We start from the raw sequence: 16172 nt of genomic DNA, 5'->3' as shown, positions 1-16172 counted from the left end.
CTATTTCAAAGCGTTATTTCAAATACAAAAGCTTTCGGAGGAAGCGATGGCATCGCTCCATCAATGTCTGGCCACCTATATGGCGCTTTTTACTGCGTGCAGCCTTGGCGCTGCGCCCGTTGGCGCGCAGCAATATCCCCTTGAAATCGAACATGCTCTGGGTACCACCGTGCTGCCAGAAAAACCCGAGCGGGTAGCGACCGTGGCCTGGGCCAATCACGAAGTGTCACTGGCGCTTGGCGTGGTACCGGTCGGCTTTGCCGCTGCCAACTTTGGGGATGACAACGGCAACGGGCTGCTGCCCTGGGTGGAAGCCCGACTTGACGAGCTGGGTAGCGCGCCCCCGCCCCTGTTCGACGAAGGCGATGGAATTGATTTTGAAGCCGTGGCTGCCAGCCAGCCCGATGTGATTCTGGCAGCCTACTCGGGGCTGAGCCCGGCGGACTACACCACCCTGAGCCAGATTGCCCCGGTGGTGGCCTACCCCCAAGGCCCCTGGGCAACCGACTGGCGCGATATGATCCAACTGAACAGCCAAGGCATGGGCATGGCCGAGGAAGGCCAGGTACTCATCGAGCAGCTTGAGGCAGACATTGCCGATACCGCCGCCAACCATCCGAACCTTGCGGGCAAAACCGCCATGTTCGTGACCCACCTTGACCCCTCCAACCTGGGGCGCATTTCGTTTTACACCGACAACGACGCGCGGGTGCGGTTTTTTCACGACCTCGGGTTAGTCTCGCCTGAAGTCGTTAAACAGAACTCCACCCCCGGCAAATTCGCTGGCGAAATAAGCGCTGAACTGATCGATGAACTCAACGACGTGGATATTCTCGTCACTTACGGCGGTCAGCCGCTGATCGATCAGCTCAACTCGCACCCGCTTACCTCCCGCCTGCCGGTGGTAGAAAACGGCGCCATTGTCTTGCTCGGCAATACGCCGCTGGGTACAGCTGCCAACCCTACCCCCATGTCGATTTCATGGTTACTGGACGATTATGCAGACCTGCTCTCAAAAGCCGCACGCAAGTCACAACAGTAGCGTCCCGGCGTCTGGCTCAAGCGTTAATCGCGCTGTTGCTCTTCGCATCAAATGCAACGCTGCCCAGCGGTTGTCCGGTGGCGCAGCGCTGCTTATCCTGCTCGGCCATGCCGCCATGCTCTCTGTCGCGTTTGGTGCCCGAGAGGTGGGCTGGTCGGAAATCGTCGCCGCACTGAGCGGCCAGGTAGAAACCATTGGCGATGCCGCCGTGGCCAGCCGCCTGCCGCGCACGTTGCTTGCCATGCTGGCTGGGGCCGCCCTAGGAGTTTCTGGTGGAGTCATGCAGGGCCTAACCCGCAACCCGCTGGCCGACCCCGGTCTGCTGGGCGTCAACGCCGGGGCGGCGCTAGCGGTGGTGATTGGCATTGCTTGGTTCGGTATCGATGAAACGACCAGCTACCTCTGGACAGCCATTGCTGGCGCCGGGATCGCAGCCTGTGCGGTTTACGCCATTGCCAGCCTCGGCCACGGCGGCGGCACGCCGCTCAGGCTGGCCCTGGCTGGGGCGGCCATTACCGCCGCGCTTAGCTCGCTGACGACCGCCGTGGTACTGCCAAGGGGGGATATTGGCGGATTGGTGCAATCCTGGCTGGTGGGCGGAGTAGGCGGCGCGACCTATGGCCAGCTGCTGCCGGTGCTGCCTTTTCTGGCGACGGGATTTGTGATCACCCTGCTCGCCGCGCGCAAGCTCAATATGCTGGCACTGGGCGATGACACCGCTACCGGGCTGGGTGAAAAGGTAGCGGTAGCTCGAGCCATGTCAGCCATCGGTGCGGTGCTGCTGTGCGGGTCGATCACCGCCGTTTGTGGCCCGATCGGTTTTGTAGGACTGGTGGTGCCCCACGCCTGCCGCCTGCTAGCAGGTGGCGATTACCGCTGGCTGCTGCCCTTCTCTGCTCTGGGTGGTGCCGTACTCCTGACGTTTGCAGACGTGGCCGGGCGGCTGGTGGCCCACCCATCGGAGCTGGACGTGGGTATTGTGACCGCCTTTATCGGCGCGCCGGTATTTATCTGGATTGTGCGCAACAGCAAGGTAGGCTCGCTATGAGCCAGCCGCCCCTCAACGCCATCAGCCACATCCGGCACATTCGCCGGACGAACGCCAGGCACCGCACACGCATCATGGCGGTGCTTGCTGCCTGCCTTTTAACAGGCGTGCTATTAACCCTGATGCTGGGGCAGTCCTTCACGCCGCTAACCACGGTGCTACGCATACTGGGCGGTGCGGAAGTGCCGGGCGCTGGTTTCACCGTGCGCGAGCTGCGCCTACCCAGGGCCGTCGTTTCCGTGCTGGTGGGCGCCTGCTTTGGCCTGGGCGGCATCGCCTTTCAGACCATGCTGCGCAACCCGCTAGCAAGCCCGGACATCATTGGCATCAGCACCGGCGCCAGCACCGGTGCCGTGTTTGCCATCGTAGTGCTTTCGCTAAGCGGCCCGGCGGTGTCGATGGTCGCGATTGCTGCCGGGCTGGGTGTGTCGCTGTTGATCTACACGCTCTCCTGGCGCCAGGGCGTGACCGGCGGGCGGTTGATTCTGATTGGCATTGGCCTGGCCGCGATGCTGCAAAGCGTGACCGCCTACCTTCTGATGCGCGCCCCCAGTTGGACGCTACAAGAAGCCCTGCGCTGGCTCACCGGTAGCGTCAACGGCGCGCAGCTGGATCAAGCGCTGCCGCTATTAGTTGCCCTACTCCTGTTCGGCGGACTATTGCTGAGCCGCCAACGCGATCTAGAAACCCTGCGCATGGGTGACGACCTTGCCGCCGGGCTGGGGGTTCGCCTGGCGGTGACGCGGGTAATCGTGATCATCACCGCGGTGGCACTGGTGTCATTTGCCACCGCCGTTTCCGGCCCGGTGGCCTTTGTGGCGTTCCTTTCCGGCCCCATTGCGGCGCGCTTGGTGGGCCACAACGGCTCACTGCTGCTGCCCGCCGCGCTGGTAGGTGCTCTACTGGTGCTATTAGGCGATTATGCGGGCCAGTTTCTACTGCCCGCCCGCTACCCGGTCGGCATTGTGACCGGCGTATTGGGCGGGCCCTATCTTCTCTATTTGATACTTCGCGACAATAAAACTCGAGGCTCCCTATGAGCGCTTGCTCACTACTCGCCCAAGGTCTGGTGGCAGGCTATGGAGAACGCACCATTCTCAATGAGGTGAATCTCAACGTACTGGCTGGCCACACGACCGCTATCGTGGGCGCCAATGCCTGTGGGAAATCAACGCTTTTGCGCGTGCTTTCCCGGTTATTAACGCCCACCCAGGGCAGCGTATTGCTGGAGGGTAACGCCATCCACCAACTGCCCACCCGCCGCTTGGCGCAGCAACTTGGGTTTCTGCCGCAGTCCCCCATCGCCCCGGAAGGCATTAGCGTGCTCGAACTGGTCAGACGGGGCCGCCACCCGCACCAGGGGCTTTTCAAACGCTGGAGCGCAGCGGATGAGGCTGCGGTTGCCGACGCCCTGGCCGCCACCCATATGAGCGAGCTGGCCGAGCGCCACGTGGACGAGCTTTCCGGCGGTCAGCGCCAGCGGGTGTGGATCGCCATGGCACTGGCCCAGCAAACCCAGGTGCTGCTGCTGGACGAACCCACCACCTTTCTGGACATCAACCACCAGGTCGACGTGCTCGACCTTCTCACCGACCTTAACCAGCAACGCGGCACCACCATTGTGATGGTGCTCCACGAACTCAACCTGGCTGCCCGCTATGCTGACCAACTGGTCGCCATGGCCAACGGAAAAGTGTACGCGGTAGGCCCACCAGAGAGGATTCTGACCGAGCAGATGGTGCGCGACGTGTTTGGCCTGGAGAGCCGTGTCATCGAAGACCCCGTCACCGGCAAACCGATGATGATCCCGCTCGGGCGGCACGGGGTGAGCAAGCGGCATCAGGCTTCGACTACTGGGAGATCGGTACCGGTTTGAAGCCATTCGGAACGTCCCCAATAGCCCGATGAGCGTTGGTAATGAAGTACACGCAGGCAGCCATATTGGAAAACTCTGCTAGGCTGGAACGGGCATCCCACAGCAGAAGGAGACCATGGTGAGCACCCCGCAGCCTGAAATACTCCATTTTGATAGCGATAAAGCGACCGGCTACCCCAATTCACCACTGCCGGTGCTTATTTACCGTCAGGTTCTCGATCTCAGCAATCCCGAGGAACGAGCCGAGTCGTTCGAAGCCATGTTCAAACGCCACGGCTGGCCGCCGGCGTGGCGCTACCACCTGTATGACTTCGACCACTTTCACTCCACTGCCCACGAAGCACTAGGCATTTTCCGTGGGCAGGCCAAGGCACGCCTGGGCGGCCCTAACGGCAGCGAGCTGATGCTTTATGCGGGCGATGTGCTGGTGCTACCCGCAGGGGTTGGGCATGCCAGCGTCGAAGCAGACGAAGATTTCTGCATGGTCGGCGCTTACCCACCCGGCCAAGAGGAAGAGATAGAGCGCGGCGACCCCGCACAGTTTGCAGCAGCACAATCGCGAGTCGCTGCCGTGACATTACCGAAGGATTTCCCGGTAGGCGGGCCGCTTACAGGGCTGTGGCGGTAAGGCGACGGTTGATCAACTGTTTGATGGACGGGTCAGATAGATGAGCCTGCCGCGGCGACAATCACTCGTGCGCTCCCGCCTTGCCTGGGTGACGACCCAGCATCAGAAACACCACCACCGACAGCAACGCGATGAGAATCGCAGCAGTTGTTAGCAGGATCGAGTGCGTGGTGGAGAACGCTGCCTTCGCGGCTCTGATGAGAGCATCCGCCTGGTGGGTGGTCAGCCCTTGTGCCACAACGATGCTGTCGCTGATCGAACGCGCAGCCTGTGCACCGAGGGCTGGCGTCAAAGATGACGGCAGCTCGATGGTGTTGGTGTATACGCTGGCCATGAAAACCCCGAACAGGGTGATGCCAAGCCCACTGCCCAATTCGTAGCCGGTAGCTTCCAAAGAGCCTGCAGCCCCTCCTTTACTCGCGTCCACTGCCCCCATAATGGCAATTGAAGAAGCCGTCAGACCGATGCTCAGTGTAAGCCCCAGCAGGGCCAAAGCGGTTGGCACTGTCCCGTCAGGCGCGTGAAAATCGGTATGTGCCAGATAGACTAAAGCGGCTGCCGCGATCGCCAGCGACAGGCTGGCAACCCGCCGTAAGCCAAATCGGTTGGAAAGGTAGCCCGCAACGGGACCACCGACGGCTGCGGCCGCCATAATCGGCACCATGAAAAGGCCAGCCTGCAACGGTGTCTTGTCCAGCACGTATTGCAGCTCTTGCGCCAGCGTCAGCTCGACACCTGCCAGTGCACCGGACGCCACTAGCGCCATCACCATGCCCGCGACGATGGTCGGATGACGAAAGAGCGATAAGTCCAGCATCGGCATCAGCGAGCGTAACTGGATACGGGTAAACCAAGCCAGCATCACCAATCCCAGGGAGAGCACCAATCCAGCCCGCCACAGCGGCTGTCCCGCCGCCACCCCAGACTTGATCCCATAGACCACCGCAATGATGCCAATAAGCAGGATCAACGCCTGACCAAACGCCCATTTGCCGGGTGTTGTCGCCTCGCGGCGCGGCAGTAGTGCATAGGCGACCGGCGCCACCACTAGCATGATGGGCACATTGATCAGGAATACCGAGCCCCACCAGTAGTGCTCCAGCAAGGCTCCACCCATCAATGGGCCCACTGCTGCACCGGCGGCCCCCACCGTTCCCCATAAGCCAAGGGCCATCGCACGCTCGCGCTCGTCTTCGAAGGTTTTGCGGATGACGCCCAGCACACAAGGCATAATCATCGACCCGCCCATGGCGAGCAGCACGCGAGCAGCGATCAACATGGCGGATGTCGTCGAGAACGCGGCTAGTAAGGACGCCACCCCGAACACGAAGAGCCCCGTTAGCAGCACACGGCGCGTGCCGACTCGGTCAGCCAGCGTGCCCATCGGCACCAGCAGGCCCGCCATCAGCAACGGATAAATATCGATGATCCACAGCACCTCAGTACCCGTGGCACCCAGCGCTGGCGTCAGTACCGGTACCGCCACGTGCAGAATTGTCATGTCGATGACAACAGGCAGGAATGCCAGCATGACGGCAAACAGCACCAGCCAGCGCGTCGGGATAGCAGAAAGCATTAGACCCATGACATTAAAGTGCCTTGCCGTTGCGGGCTCGCCAGCTATTCACCCGCTCCTGAAGGCTCATCACGAAAACGAAGAACACCGGAACAAAGAGAATCACCAGCAGCGTTCCGCTCACCATGCCACCGAACACCCCCGTGCCTATCGCATGCTGGGTGTTGGCGCTGGCGCCAAACGCGACCATCAACGGCACCACCCCCAAACCGAAAGCGAGTGAGGTCATAAGAATCGGGCGCAGTCGCAGGCTGGCGGCTTCCACCGCGGCCTCCCTCAGCCCCTTACCTTGCTCACGCAACTGTTTTGCGAACTCAACGATCAGGATCGCGTTTTTCGCCGACAAGCCGATCACGGTGACCATACCGACTTTGAAGAACACATCGTTAGGCAGGTCACGCAGCAGCATGGCGGCCACCGCGCCCAGCAACCCCAGCGGGACAACCAGGATGACCGATAGCGGAATGGTCCAGCTCTCGTAGAGCGCAGCTAACACCAGAAACACCGCCAGGATGGATAGCCCAACCAGCATGGGGGCCTGGGCAGCGGACTGGCGCTCCTGCAGGGACTGCCCCGTCCAGGCCACGGCGAAGCCAGGTGGAAGCTGCTGCGCCAGACGCTCCATTTCAGCCATCGCGTCACCCGTAGAAGCCCCCTTCGCCGCACTGCCGGAAATACTGGTGGCGGGATAGCCCAGGTAGCGCGCCATTTGTAGCGGTGTCTCATCCCATACCGGGGTAACCACCTCTGACAGCGACACCATGCCTCCCCGGCTATTACGCACGTGCAGTTTGAGCACGTCGTCAACCTGCATGCGCGCCGACGCATCCGCTTGCATAATCACCTGCTGCATCCGGCCCTCATTCGGGAAATCGTTGATATAGGACGACCCCATCGCGGTCGACAGGATGTCGCTAATGTTGGCAAACGACACCCCGAGCGCTTCGGCCTTTTGGCGATCAATATCAAGACGAATGCTCGCCCCTGCAGGAAGGCCGTCGGAATAGACGTCGCTGACCACCTTGCTCTGCGCTGCCAGTTCCAGCAGCGTTGCCTCGGCCGACGTCAGGGCGGCCGCCCCCTGGTTGCGTCGATCCTGCAAGAACATCGTAAAGCCGGACTTAGTACCCAGCTCATCTATGGCTGGCGGCAACATACTCATCACCGTCCCCTCGTTCAGTTGGCTCATGGCTTCCTGAGCGCCTTCCGCTTCGCTCGCCGCCGTGGCACCGTCGCGCTGCCCCCACTCCTTTAGCGTGGTGAACGTCAGCGCCGTATTCGCACCGGACCCCGAGAATCCAAAGCCCAAAATAGACATATTGCCGTCTACGGCAGGGCGCGCCATGACGTACGACTCATACGCCTTGACGACATCCAAGGTACGCTCGGTGGTTGCATTGGCAGGTAGCTGGATACTGGTCATGAAATAGCCTTGATCCTCCTCCGGCAGAAAAGCCGAAGGCAACTGGCGGAAAGCGAACATCAGCACGCCTGCGATGACCACAAACACCAGCATGAACCGACCGCTGCGAGCGACCAGCTTCCCCACACGCGATTCGTAACGGACGGTCATCCGTTTAAGCGCTCGGTTGAACGCGCCGAAGAAGCCGCCTTTGTCGTGGTGACCCGGCTTGATGGGTTTGAGAAGGGTCGCGCATAGCGCTGGTGTCAGCGTCAACGCCAGAAACGCCGAGAACAGAATCGAGACCACCATCGACAGCGCGAATTGCTGGTAGATCACACCGACCGAGCCCCCCGCGAAGGCCATCGGGATGAACACCACCGTTAAAACCAGGGTGATGCCCACCACCGCGCCCGTGATTTCCTTCATTGCCTTGATGGTGGCGTCCTTTGGCGACAATCCTTCTTTGGCCATGATCCGCTCAACGTTCTCGACCACCACGATAGCGTCATCGACGATGATGCCAATCGCCAACACCATGCCGAACATCGTCAGCACGTTGACTGAGAAACCTGCCAGCAGCATCACCGTGAAGGTGCCCAGCAACGCAATCGGCGCAACCAGTGCGGGAATTAGCGTGTAACGAATATTCTGTAAAAACAGCAACATCACCAGGAAGACCAGCACCATCGCTTCAATAAGCGTATGGATGACTTTCTCGATAGACACCTTAACGAACGGGGCCGTATTAAAAGGGATCGAGGAACTCATACCCGCAGGTAGTGCCTGGTTTAACTCAGCCAAACGCGCCTGCACACTCTCCGCCGTGCGGACAGCGTTGGCGCCTGGGGCCAACTGTATCGCCGCCGCTGTCGCGGGCCGACCATCTTCACGGTTGGAGAAACCATAGGATTGAGCACCCAACTCAACCCGCGCCACGTCACCCAACACCACGCTGGAGCCGTCGACATCAGCGCGAAGTACGATAGCGGCGAACTCTTCCGGTGTGCTCAACTGCCCTTGTGCGGTCAATAGCGAGGAGACCTTTTGGCCTGGCAAGGACGGAGACGCGCCGATGCTACCCGGCACAATCGGTGCATTCTGCTCCGCGATCGCGGTTGAGAGATCATTCACCGACAAGCCGAAAGCGATCAGCTTTTCAGGGTCTATCCAGATCCGCATGGCCTGCTCAGCACCGAACAACTGCACACGACCGACACCGTCAATGCGGCGTAGCTCCTCGACGATATTGCGCGCCATATAATCGTTCAGGGCGATCTCATCAAAGCGCCCATCCTCGGAATTCAGGCCCACGATCATCAGAAAACTGGAGGACGCTGACTCTACGCTCAGCCCATCTTGACGAACCGCCTGGGGTAACCGGGGTTCGACGGCCTTAAGCCTATTCTGCACATCCACTTGGGCCAGTTCCGGGTTTGTCCCTGGCTTGAAGGTGGCGGTGACAGAGGCCGAGCCCGACGCATCGGCGGACGACTCGAAGTACAGCAGGTTCTTGACGCTGGACAGCTCTCGTTCGATGAGACTGAGCACGGCATCGTTCATGGTCTGCGGTGTGGCACCGGGATACGTTGCGGTGATGGTCACCGAAGGTGGTGCCACTGAGGGATAATGCGCCACCGGCAACTGCGGAATGGCGATCACGCCCAGCAGGATGATAAACAGCGCGACCACCCACGCGAAGACAGGGCGCTGGATAAAGAACTGAGGCATTGCTGAAACTCCTGACGCTTAGTAAGAAGAAGCCACTGAAGCCTCAAGAGGCGATGACCTATGCCAATCAGTCGCGCTAACGTCGGCACCATCAGCCAAGCGCTCGATACCCTCGACGACCACCTTCTGCCCCTGTGTTAATCCTGCCTGCACTCGATAGCTGCCCTCCACGACTTCGCCCAACTGCACCGCCACCATGGTCACCTGTTCCTGAGCGTCAACAACCCAAACATAAGGCTTACCGCCAATGCGCACCACGGACTGTTGCGGCACCGTCAATGCCTTGTCATAGCGGGCATAGGGCACGCGGGCACGCACAAACATCCCGGGTAGCAGGCGTCGATTGGGGTTGTCCACGAGTACTCGCAGCAACAGATCACCCGTGCTGGCGTCCACATTGATGCCCGAAAAAAGAAGGTGACCGGTGACATCGTAGGGTGTGCCGTTGCTGCCGAGGATGGTGACCGGTAAGCCGCTATCGAGGGAGGGTTGTGCCGCCATCGCGTCTTGAAGCGGTTCAAGCGCGGAAGCCGAGCGTCGAACATCGACATAGACCTGATCGATCTGCTGAACACGGGCCATGGGCGTGCTATCGCTACTGCTGACAAGCGCCCCTTCCGTTACCAACGCCTGATCAATTCGGCCAGCAATAGGCGACGCCACCGTGGAGAATTCCAAGTCAAGGCGGCGGCGCGACAGCGTGGCACGCGCTTGGGCCACCTCAGCAGCGGCTTGCTGACTGTTGGAGACCGCGTCGTCATACACCTGTCGGCTTACCGACTGCCCCCTGACCAGCGACTCCAACCGAGCCGACTGCGAACGGGCATGCGCAAGCTCGGCTTCGGCCTTCTGCAACGCCGCTTCTGCCGTTTCCACCTCCGCGCGAAACGGCGCTGGGTTGATGTCGAATAGTGGCTGCCCTGCACTTACGTCGGTTCCTTGCTCGAAAAGGCGGCGTTGGACAATCCCGCTCACCTGCGGATGAATTTCCGCCACTTGAAAAGGCACGACCCGGGCCGGCAGGTCGTCGGTCAGCTCCAATTTAACGGGTTCCAAAGTAACCACAGACACTCGGGCAGGAGGCGGGTCGACGGCTTCTTGCTCAACATGCCCGCAAGCGGTGAGCACGCTTAGCAGCAAGGCACAGAGGCCACCGTTACGGTAAATATGTCGGATCATCATGCATCGTCCCTTCAGGCATCGTTCTTTCAGACCTAGCTCATTGAGAGATAGGTAAACATTTGCCTAGCAATAAAATTGAAGGGGACTATATCGCTGTAGCGTGGTATTCCTGTCGACGGTATGTGTAGATATGATGGAGAACACAATTAATGTTTCATTAGGCGCTTTCATGTCCACGAGTCATCCGTCACCAAGCTCTTCTGCTGGCTTGCAAGCACTGGTTCTCATCGCCGAAGACGAGCCAGAGATCGCTGATATTCTGCAGGCTTATCTGAAACGTGCAGGGCTCCGAACCATCTGCGCAGAAGATGGACGCAAGGCATTGGACATGCATTTGTCGATGAAACCCGATCTCGTCTTACTTGATGTAAAGATGCCTAAAATGGATGGTTGGCAGGTGCTGTCAGAGGTGCGCCACCGTGGCGAGACGCCCGTCATCATGTTAACCGCCATGGATCAGGACATCGATAAACTCATGGGTTTACGTTTTGGTGCCGACGATTATGTCGTCAAGCCATTTAACCCTGCCGAGGTGGTTGCACGCATTCAGGCAGTGCTAAGGCGCACCATGGCGGATGCAAGCCATCAACGTGTCCTCCGGGTTCCGCCCTTTGAGATCGACCTGGAACAACACGAAGCCTTTGTTCAGGTGGGAGGAGACTCGCACAGCCTTGCGTTGACGCTCACCGAATTCAGATTGTTGACGCACCTTGCACGCGCGCCCAAAAAGGTTTGCACCCGTGCAGAGTTGTTGGCTGCCTGCCTACCCGAAGGGGAGGCGCTTGAGCGCACTGTCGACAGCCATATCAGCAAGCTGCGTAAAAAACTGGAAGACGTCGATGTGAAAGGCATACCAGTTGGCATACGCGGCGTTGGGTACAGGCTATGGGGAACAGAATGAAGCTCATTGGGCTGAGCCGCACAATCGCGTTAACAATGGCAGCGATGGCGTTTGGGATAACACTGTTAGTCGTGGTGACCTCTTATGTGTTCTATTTCATTACCTTCCATTTTTGGCAGGGGTCGATTAACGAACCCAACATGTTCCCGTCAGGGCTAGAGTGGGCTTGGCTGGCTGGCACTACGTTGGTTGGGCTGGCGTTCGCGGTGATAGTGGGCATTCACTTGGCGCGTCGTATTCTGGTGCCGCTAAACTCCGTTACAGAAAGCATCCGTCGCGTCGCGCAAGGCGATTTGGACGCACGCGCCACTACCGGTGATCGCTCATTAGGCGAGGCCGCCGTATTAGCAAACGACTTCAACGCCCTGGCAGACCAATTACAGCGAATGTCCAAGGAAATGACGTTCTGGAATGCGGCTATTGCCCATGAGCTGCGCACGCCCGTCACTATTTTGCGCGGACGCTTGCAAGGCTTGGCAGAAGGCGTATTCCCACCCGAAAAACCCCAGTTTCAAAGCCTGCTTAACCAAATCGACGGCATGGCACAACTGATTGAAGACCTTCGCGCCGTAAGCTTGGCTGAAAGCGGTCATCTGAACCTTGAGATCAAGCAATGTGATCTTGCGACTGAAATTAAATCAGTCGTTGAGTTTTGTGAGCATGCCCTCAATACATCAAAACATTATCCAACCCTTGATCTGCAATCTGGCGCCGTGTACTGCGATCCCGTCCGTATTCGTCAGGCACTGCTTGCGTTGCTGGAAAACGTTCGCCAGCATGCATCACCAGGGGCGCTTAGCATCCAAACGCGCCAGGAGGCTGGGTGGTGTGTTTTGCGTGTTGTAGACTCCGGCCCAGGAATCCCTCAGGAATATGCTTCGCAGATTTTCACGGCATTCCGGCATGCGCGAGACGCTGACAGTGGTATGCCAGGAGACAAGCGAGGAAGTGGCCTAGGCTTAGCGGTAGTCGCGGCGATTGCAAGAGCCCACCGTGGCGAGGCCAGATGCTACCCCTCTGATGAGGGTGGGTCTTGTTTCGAATTACGCTGGCCTACTTAATTGCATAGTGCGAGATCGCATAGTGCATGATCGCATGTAGTGCGTGATGGCTGAATGAATCAGCTTTACGTCTTTAAACCCTGCTCCCCTTGGTCAGATGCCATCGCATTGAAGAGTGAATTACGTACCTTTGTAGCCCCTCAGGTTCTGCTCGCCATGGGCATCACTGTCTTCGGCCCCGACGATAGTCGAAAAGGCTTGGGTTTTCCGAAACCGGTGTCGGAAAACTGATGGTTCTGTTCGGGCTGGGGCTGGCTATTGGCAACTGGATAGGTGGTCGGTTTGCTGACCGTTCACTTTTCGGAACGCTGTTTGTGACATCGGCCTCTGTCTTACTCATGGCTACTTTTGGCTTCGCCACAGTCTCCCCTATCCAGAAACTGATGATGAATCGCGCCAGCCAGGCAGGAGCACCCACCATGGCTGCCTCGGTGAACATCGGCATGTTCATGCGTGGGTGGCGCAACGATTGCCGCCGGGTACGGCTTGGCCTCTCCAAACTGGGCGAGCGCCGGTTATAAATATTCAGCGGCACTGGCAGAGCAAGGTCACGGGAAATACCTTCACTCTATCTCACAAAAATGCCCGCCTAATATGGCGGGCATTTTGATACACACTTCGCGGTGCGCACCTATTCGGCATGCGCCTTCTTGGAAGGAATGAAGTGCACCACCCCCACCACCACGGAGCCCACCAAAAAGCCAATCACTGCCGAGCACAGCGTATTGAAGCTCCAGCCCAGCGTGCCGCCCATGGCACCGGTGGCCTCACTAATGCCAAGCTCGATGTGGTGTACCCACTCATAGGGCGCGTTGAACCAACCCGTTCCATCGGCACCCAGATTGACCATCAGGATATGTCCACCCACCCAGAGCATGGCGACGGTGCCCACGACCGAGATGATCGCTAGTACCTTGGGCATGGCTGTCACCAGACCACGGCCCAGTTTCTTTATTCCCGAACTATCCCGCTGGGCGAGCTTCAGGCCGAGATCATCCATCCTGACTAACAGCGCCACTACACCGTACACCAGAATAGTGATGACAAACGCGACCACCACTAGGCTTGCCAACTGTGACCAGAATCCTTGATGGGAAACGGTTGAAAGTGCGATCACCATGATTTCGGCGGACAGAATCAGGTCGGTGCGAATGGCGCCACTGACGATCTTTTTCTCCGCTTCAGGTCCCTTTTCTACCGCTGGCTTGTCGTCCTCATGCTTGCCAGAGAGCTTGTGCCAAACCTTCTCCGCGCCTTCAAAGGCCAGGTAGGTGCCTCCCACCATTAGGATGATCGGCAATAGCATGGGCAAAAAGTAATTCAGCAGCAGTGCTGCCGGCAGGATAAAAATCAGCTTGTTGCGGATCGACCCCAGCGCGATTTTCTTCAAAATCGCCAGTTCACGCTCCGCTGTTACCCCCTGCAAATATTGCGGCGTCACTGCCGTATCATCGACCACCACCCCGGCCGCCTTCGCCGTCGCACGCCCAGCGGCGGCACTCACATCGTCCAGTGATGCTGCGGACAACTTCGCCAATGCGGCAATATCATCCAATAATCCTATCAAGCCGCCTATGGCCATGGGTGTTTCCTCCGTGAATAACAGAAGTAGATAGTAACGCATACAGCAAGTCGATCGGAGTGTCTATTTTTGCCCCAGAACACCGCTGACAAGATATTTAAGCCATTGCGCTAGCTTCAAACAATCGTCAAAAGCAACCGTTTGAGCGGCACCTCACGCAGCCAGCCCAAAGCAATGTGTGCCCCACGATAGCCGCTTGCAGCCGGTCACTCCCGCACCAGATCAATAAAGGCCCGCAAGCTGGGCGGCACATGACGGTTATTGGGATAGTAAAGGTATAAGCCGGATATGTAAGGGCACCAATCCTCAAGCACCATGACTAACGACCCATCGCGAAGGGACGCGCGTGCATAGGGTTCCGGCACATAGGCGATGCCCAACCCCGCCACGGCCGCCTCCACCATCAGCTGACTGCTATCCAGCGTCATGGCTCCCGGCACATCGACCAACACCTCTTGGCCGTGCTGCTGGAATTCCCAGCGGTAACGTTTGCCACTGGGCAGCCTCTGCCTGATGCATTGGTGTAGGGCGAGCTGCTCGGGCGTTTCAGGCATCGGTTTGCCCTGTAAATAACCGGGCGAGGCAACGGCAAGAAACCGCAACTCTCCGCCAACAGGAACGGCGATCATATCCTTGGGAACAGCTTCCCTTAGCCTTATCCCGGCATCGAAGCCCTCCTCGACAATATCAACCAGCCGCCCTTCTGCCACCAGGTCAAGCTCGACATCCTCGTACAGCGTCAGGAATCGGGGCACGACACGCTCAAGCAACAGGCGAATCGCCGCTTCACTAGCGTTAATCCTTAACCTCCCCGTGATCTTGCCTTCAAGGCTTGAGGCTTCTTCCAGCACGGTGTCCAGTTCCCCTAACAGCGGGCCCAAACGCAAGAGTAAACGCTGCCCACTCTCGGTCAACGAGACACTCCGCGTGGTTCGATGCAGTAGCCGCGTACCCAGTCTGCGCTCAAGGGTTCGCAGGGTATGGCTTAGCGACGACCGACTAACGCCCATCAGATCAGCCGCACGGCGAAAGCTCTGGTGTTCGGCCACCGCTTTAAACGCCTTGAGGTCGGCTAACGTCGGCTTATTCATTGATGAATATCCTTCACTAACTTGTCTCAATTGTTGAGTATTCTATTAACAGTATTACTGGCCTAGCCTATCTCTCGCAACGCTCAATCACTTCATGGGAGATAATAAATGGCTAAAACCTGGCTGATTACAGGCACCTCGACCGGCCTTGGCCGCCTGCTCACCGAACGCCTGCTAGAACGTGGCGACCGCGTGGTGGCCACGCTACGCCGTCCCGGAGCCCTGGATGACCTGCTGGCCCAGCACGGAGAGCGCCTTTACGTGGTGAACTTCGACGTGACCGATACGCAGGCAATGAGACAGGCCGTAGCGAACGCCTTTGCCGCCTTCGGTCGAATTGATGTGGTGGTCAGCAACGCGGGCTATGGCGTGTTTGGCGCCGCCGAAGAAGCCACGGACGAACAGATTGAGCGGCAGATAGCGACCAACCTCACCGGCTCTATTCAATTGATTCGGGCGGTGCTACCCCACCTGCGCGAGCAAGGCGGTGGGCGTATCGTGCAGATATCGTCGGAAGGCGGCCAAATCGCCTACCCGTGTTTCAGCCTTTACCACGCCAGCAAATGGGGCATCGAAGGGTTCGTTGAGTCGGTCGCGCAAGAAGTCGCGCCCTTTGGGATTGACTTCATCCTTGCCGAACCCGGCCCCACCGCCACCCAATTCGGCGAGGCGCTGGATCGTACGCACTCCATGCCCGTATATGAAGAAACACCTGCGGGCGAAACGCGACGTGCGTTGGCGTCGGGGGCTTTCGCCATTAAAGGCGATGCGATTAAAACCGTGAACCGTCTCATCGACACCGCTGACCTGCCCTCTGCCCCGTTTAGGCTAGCATTGGGTAGCACGGCTTATCACTCCATTAACCAAGCGCTGGCGCAGAGGAAGAACGAACTGGAGGCAAACAAACCGCTAACACTGGCGGTCGATAAAGATGAGTTCATCGAATAACGCGTGCCCAACGCAGAGGAGAAAATGAGCCGATTATGGCGCCTTTTCGGCTCAGTTTATGAGCCGATGAAGGTTAGCAGTCAGCTCATGGACGATGGGAGGGG

Annotated in this window: 15 protein-coding genes; 10 read left to right on the top strand and 5 right to left on the bottom strand. The window is 58.8% G+C overall.

Going from position 1 to position 16172, the window contains the following annotated elements; translation table 11 throughout:
* The first annotated feature begins 46 nt into the window (after positions 1-46).
* The 5 genes from AC5TBW_RS03745 (at position 47) to AC5TBW_RS03725 (ending at position 4594) form a co-directional block, all read left to right on the top strand.
* Positions 47-1042 carry an iron-siderophore ABC transporter substrate-binding protein gene (locus AC5TBW_RS03745; protein WP_495510785.1) on the top strand — a complete coding sequence of 332 codons (996 nt, stop codon included), beginning with the start codon at positions 47-49 and terminating at the stop codon, positions 1040-1042.
* Positions 999-2090 (top strand): FecCD family ABC transporter permease, encoded by a 1092-nt coding sequence (locus AC5TBW_RS03740; RefSeq protein ID WP_495510784.1) that lies wholly within the window; start codon positions 999-1001, stop codon positions 2088-2090. The genes AC5TBW_RS03745 and AC5TBW_RS03740 overlap by 44 nt, the downstream gene beginning before the upstream one ends.
* On the top strand, positions 2087-3130 hold the full coding sequence (locus tag AC5TBW_RS03735; protein ID WP_495510783.1) for a FecCD family ABC transporter permease: 1044 nt from the start codon (positions 2087-2089) through the stop codon (positions 3128-3130). The genes AC5TBW_RS03740 and AC5TBW_RS03735 overlap by 4 nt, the downstream gene beginning before the upstream one ends.
* Positions 3127-3966, top strand: a complete 840-nt coding sequence (locus AC5TBW_RS03730) for an ABC transporter ATP-binding protein (RefSeq protein ID WP_495510782.1) — start codon at positions 3127-3129, stop codon at positions 3964-3966. The genes AC5TBW_RS03735 and AC5TBW_RS03730 overlap by 4 nt, the downstream gene beginning before the upstream one ends.
* Positions 3967-4081: 115 nt before the next feature.
* Complete coding sequence (locus tag AC5TBW_RS03725; RefSeq protein WP_495510781.1) at positions 4082-4594, top strand: cupin; 513 nt, start codon at positions 4082-4084, stop codon at positions 4592-4594.
* A 61-nt stretch (positions 4595-4655) separates the two neighbouring features.
* Here the strand turns inward: AC5TBW_RS03725 and AC5TBW_RS03720 are convergent, their stop codons facing one another.
* The 3 genes from AC5TBW_RS03720 to AC5TBW_RS03710 are packed head-to-tail and all read right to left on the bottom strand — an operon-like array spanning position 4656 to position 10485.
* On the bottom strand, positions 4656-6179 hold the full coding sequence (locus tag AC5TBW_RS03720) for an MFS transporter (RefSeq protein ID WP_495510780.1): 1524 nt from the start codon (positions 6177-6179) through the stop codon (positions 4656-4658).
* 4 nt (positions 6180-6183) lie between these two features.
* Positions 6184-9303, bottom strand: coding sequence for a multidrug efflux RND transporter permease subunit (locus tag AC5TBW_RS03715; RefSeq protein ID WP_495510779.1), 3120 nt, complete (start codon positions 9301-9303; stop codon positions 6184-6186).
* Positions 9304-9321: 18 nt separating this feature from the next.
* Positions 9322-10485 (bottom strand): efflux RND transporter periplasmic adaptor subunit, encoded by a 1164-nt coding sequence (locus AC5TBW_RS03710; protein ID WP_495510778.1) that lies wholly within the window; start codon positions 10483-10485, stop codon positions 9322-9324.
* Positions 10486-10654: 169 nt separating this feature from the next.
* On the opposite strand from AC5TBW_RS03710, the gene AC5TBW_RS03705 reads away from it, so the two are divergent.
* Genes AC5TBW_RS03705 through AC5TBW_RS03690 form a run of 4 tightly spaced genes read left to right on the top strand, consistent with a single transcriptional unit; the run spans position 10655 to position 12968 of the window.
* On the top strand, positions 10655-11386 hold the full coding sequence (locus tag AC5TBW_RS03705) for a response regulator (protein WP_495510777.1): 732 nt from the start codon (positions 10655-10657) through the stop codon (positions 11384-11386).
* Positions 11383-12447 (top strand): ATP-binding protein, encoded by a 1065-nt coding sequence (locus AC5TBW_RS03700; protein ID WP_495510776.1) that lies wholly within the window; start codon positions 11383-11385, stop codon positions 12445-12447. The genes AC5TBW_RS03705 and AC5TBW_RS03700 overlap by 4 nt, the downstream gene beginning before the upstream one ends.
* Positions 12448-12501: 54 nt before the next feature.
* A complete protein-coding gene (locus AC5TBW_RS03695; protein ID WP_495510775.1) occupies positions 12502-12678 on the top strand; it encodes a hypothetical protein in 177 nt (58 codons plus the stop codon).
* Positions 12678-12968: a hypothetical protein gene (locus AC5TBW_RS03690; protein ID WP_495510774.1), complete on the top strand. Its 291-nt coding sequence runs from the start codon at positions 12678-12680 to the stop codon at positions 12966-12968. Before AC5TBW_RS03695 ends, AC5TBW_RS03690 begins: the two co-directional genes overlap by 1 nt.
* Before the next feature lie 110 nt (positions 12969-13078).
* On the opposite strand, the gene AC5TBW_RS03685 is transcribed toward AC5TBW_RS03690, so the two are convergent.
* Together AC5TBW_RS03685 and AC5TBW_RS03680 are read right to left on the bottom strand one after the other, a co-directional pair.
* Positions 13079-14029, bottom strand: coding sequence for a DUF808 domain-containing protein (locus tag AC5TBW_RS03685; protein ID WP_495510773.1), 951 nt, complete (start codon positions 14027-14029; stop codon positions 13079-13081).
* Positions 14030-14235: 206 nt separating this feature from the next.
* Entirely contained in the window at positions 14236-15120 is an 885-nt protein-coding gene (locus AC5TBW_RS03680; RefSeq protein ID WP_495510772.1) for a LysR family transcriptional regulator, read from the bottom strand.
* 108 nt (positions 15121-15228) lie between these two features.
* On the opposite strand from AC5TBW_RS03680, the gene AC5TBW_RS03675 reads away from it, so the two are divergent.
* The gene (locus AC5TBW_RS03675; RefSeq protein WP_495510771.1) at positions 15229-16068 is read left to right on the top strand and encodes an SDR family oxidoreductase; all 840 of its coding nucleotides are present in this window, start codon (positions 15229-15231) and stop codon (positions 16066-16068) included.
* Positions 16069-16172 lie beyond the last annotated feature (104 nt).

The sequence above is a fragment of the Vreelandella sp. ssv genome (assembly GCF_059448525.1).
Note: the sequence above shows the minus strand (reverse complement) of the source record. Positions and strands in the feature narration are given on the sequence as shown.